Genomic DNA, 2902 nt, shown 5'->3' on the forward strand with positions numbered 1-2902 from the left:
CTCGCAACTCCACCCTAGCCGCCAGGTCCGATGGCCACCCCAGCCCTACACCCCGGCCGAAGCCGGAATTTCCACCACCTCCGCGGACGCTACCGCGCCGCGCGGGGCGCTGGCGATCCAGACCGGGGGCTGGTGGCCGAACGGGGTCGCGGTCGGCGCCGGCGACCTCATCGGCCTGGCGGGGCGGCTCTACATCGCCACCGAGACGGTCACCGCCTCAGGCGCCGGCACGGCGACCATCCCCATCGCGCCGCCGCTGCGCGAGGCGCTGCTGATCAACCAGCCGCTGGTCCTCACCAAGCCGACCGTCGCCATGCGCCTGGTTTCCGACGACGAGGCCGCCAACCCGACCCGGCCTGGGCGCTTCACGGCGATCACGATCCGCCTCGAGGAGGCGCTGTAGTGGCCTATTTCTGCGCCAATCAATCACAGGAAACGGATCGACTATGAGCAGATACTTGCACTGGTCCTGACGGACCGGAGCGGGTGTATGCGCGCACCTGGGCTACACCAGAGCACTCGCCTGCATCGCGCAGAACGGCGCCCTCCACACCATCACGATCCGCACGTTGCTCGAAGTACTCCCGCACCCGCGCTCGCCATTCTGCATGCCCGGGTGCGTTGGAATTGCGGTACGGGACCGAGCCGATGGCGGCTCGCACGTCGAACTCGGACCACTCCTGCGTCGGTATTTCGGCGAGACGGGCCAGCGTGGCAGCCTCGCGTTGCCGAGGCGTGCCGGCGCGCTCCGAGAAGCCACACTGAAGCGCTCATCGCCGAATTGGTAGGAACTCGCTGAGGGAATGTCAGTTGGCCATTCAACGGGCAGGGTTCGGCTCAGGCCGCGACGCGCCCGCGGCTCGGTCCAGCCTTGAGGAAGCCACACAGGCGTTCCGTCGGCACCGCTGCCGCCAGCGCTGACCGCACTGTCGATCGCCGCCCGAGCAAGGCGGACAACGTCCTCGTAGCTGCGGGCCTCCGCTCCGATGGCGAGGCCGATCGCATTGTTGTGGTCGTCCATTCTTCGAAGATGGGCAGGGTGGCTGCGGAAATGTGTCCCCAGCACCTCGTTGGCGGTGACAATGCCGAACGCCGTGGCCCAACCGAAGCGGCGGCGCAGTTCCGCAGTACCGACGATATGTCGATATGCGTCGGCGGGTCCGTCATAGAACCCTGGCAGGGGAGAAGCAGCCGCTTCGGCTTCCGCTGCTTCCTGGACCGACCGCCAGAACATGAAACCGCTCATACGAATGCCTCCTCGCTGACGAGCGAGGCGACCGCCTCACTCGAAGTGACAGGTCCACCAGAACGGTGAGTGCGCGTCGGTCGGCTCCGGTGGGAGCGCACGGCCTGCCGCGTCAATGCGCAGAACATAAAGGCAGCGCCTGTGGTCGGTCTGTCGCAGCGTCCGCGAAACCGAAGCGCGACCCTCGTTCGTCTCCCAGGAGACCGACAGGGTCGGTTCGAATGCTCTCGTTCTGAGAGGCGTGAACGTGGCGTAGGTCGGCGCAGCGCCCGGACCCCAGTTCGGCCGCGGTAGCACCTCTCGTTCGTCGTAGGTCACGCGCACGCGAATAAGGGGCGTGTCGGACACCAACACGAGTTGCGCTTCATTCGGGCCGAAGAATTCATCGATGAGATTGCGGACCGTCGGGATAGCCCATCCCGTGATGAGAAGGGCGTAGACGCCAACGATGCCGAACAGGACGCGTGTCGCCCGTTGCTGTCCATCAGATGCCACGAACCGCTCCAGAAAGCAAGATCTAATTCCTATGACGCGAAGGTGCCCGCAAGGAAAGTCGGGCCTGCCGCTGCTGCGCAAAAGGATAGACGAAGGAGGAAGGAAATGTCCGATGGCAATGGCACGCCGCGGCTGTCGCTGCATGCGGCCTCCTCCGCCACCTCGCCGGTCGCCGCCCCCGTGGTGCTGGTCGAGCTCGACTTCGCCTCCGGCCCCTTCCGCGCCTGGACCGGACTCGGCCAGCTGAACTGGGCGGGGAAGGTGTTCGAGGGCGTCGGCTCGATCGGGGCGGTCGGCGAGGTCGAGGAGACGGTCGAGCTCCGTGCCGTGCGGCTGACGCTGGCGCTCTCGCCCGTGCCGCAGGAGGTGGTGGACATCGCGCTGGCCGAGCGGAGCTTCCGGCTGCGGCCGGCTCGGCTCTGGGGCGCGCTGCTGGATGCCGAGGGCGCCTTCGTGGCCGACCCGTTCCCGCTCTGGGCGGGGCTGATGGACACCATGGAGGTGACCGACGGCGCCGAGCCGCGCGTCGCGCTCACCTGCGAGAGCCGGCTCGTCGACCTCGAGCGCGCCGAGGTGCGGCGCTACACCGACGCCGACCAGCAGGCCGAGCACCCGGGCGACCGCTTCTTCGAATACGTCCCCGCCCTGCAGGAGGCGGAAATCCGGCTCCCCGCCCAGTGACGCGGCGGCCGGACTGGGCGGTGCGGCTGGCAGCCCTGCTGTCGGCGGTCGAGACGCGCGCCTTCGACGCCCATCGCTGGAACTGCGGCCGCTTCGCCGTGGCCGCGGTCGAGGCGGTCACCGGTAGCCGGCCGCAGGTGCACATCCTGCCCGACCTCATGGCCACGGCGGACAGCGCCGGCTTCCCGCGTGTGGCACCGCTGCGGGCCCTCACGGGCGACGTCGTCCTCGCCCCCGATCCCGACCGCCTCGGCGTGGTGCTCGACGCCGGCCGCGTCGCCTTCGTCGGGCCGCGCGGCCTGCTGCGCGCGCCGATAAATCTCTGCACCGCTGCCTGGAGGATCGGCTGATGCCCGCCGCCGTTCCCCTGATCGCCGTCGTTGCCGGCGGCGTCGCCTCCGCCGCGGTCGGCGGCGGCATCATCGGCGCGATCGTCGGCGCCGGCGCCGCCTTCGTGGTCTCGACCATCGGCGCCTCGGT

Annotated in this window: 4 protein-coding genes and 1 pseudogene; 3 read left to right on the forward strand and 2 right to left on the reverse strand. The window is 69.2% G+C overall.

The features are described 5' to 3' along the window. Positions 1-403, forward strand: a pseudogene (locus tag FHS88_RS20330) (hypothetical protein); the annotation flags it as partial. A 102-nt stretch (positions 404-505) separates the two neighbouring features. Here the strand turns inward: FHS88_RS20330 and FHS88_RS20335 are convergent. Further along, positions 506-1246: a hypothetical protein gene (locus FHS88_RS20335; protein WP_184487309.1), complete on the reverse strand. Its 741-nt coding sequence runs from the start codon at positions 1244-1246 to the stop codon at positions 506-508. 36 nt (positions 1247-1282) lie between these two features. Further along, a complete protein-coding gene (locus FHS88_RS20340) occupies positions 1283-1741 on the reverse strand; it encodes a hypothetical protein (protein WP_184487310.1) in 459 nt (152 codons plus the stop codon). Positions 1742-1846: 105 nt separating this feature from the next. On the opposite strand from FHS88_RS20340, the gene FHS88_RS20345 reads away from it, so the two are divergent. Together FHS88_RS20345 and FHS88_RS20350 are read left to right on the forward strand one after the other, a co-directional pair. Beyond that, positions 1847-2422, forward strand: a complete 576-nt coding sequence (locus tag FHS88_RS20345; RefSeq protein WP_184487311.1) for a hypothetical protein — start codon at positions 1847-1849, stop codon at positions 2420-2422. Continuing rightward, entirely contained in the window at positions 2419-2772 is a 354-nt protein-coding gene (locus tag FHS88_RS20350) for a DUF6950 family protein (RefSeq protein ID WP_184487312.1), read from the forward strand. The genes FHS88_RS20345 and FHS88_RS20350 overlap by 4 nt, the downstream gene beginning before the upstream one ends. Positions 2773-2902: the final 130 nt, after the last annotated feature.

Source organism: Neoroseomonas alkaliterrae (genome assembly GCF_014199195.1).
Classification (GTDB): Bacteria; Pseudomonadota; Alphaproteobacteria; order Acetobacterales; family Acetobacteraceae; genus Neoroseomonas; species Neoroseomonas alkaliterrae.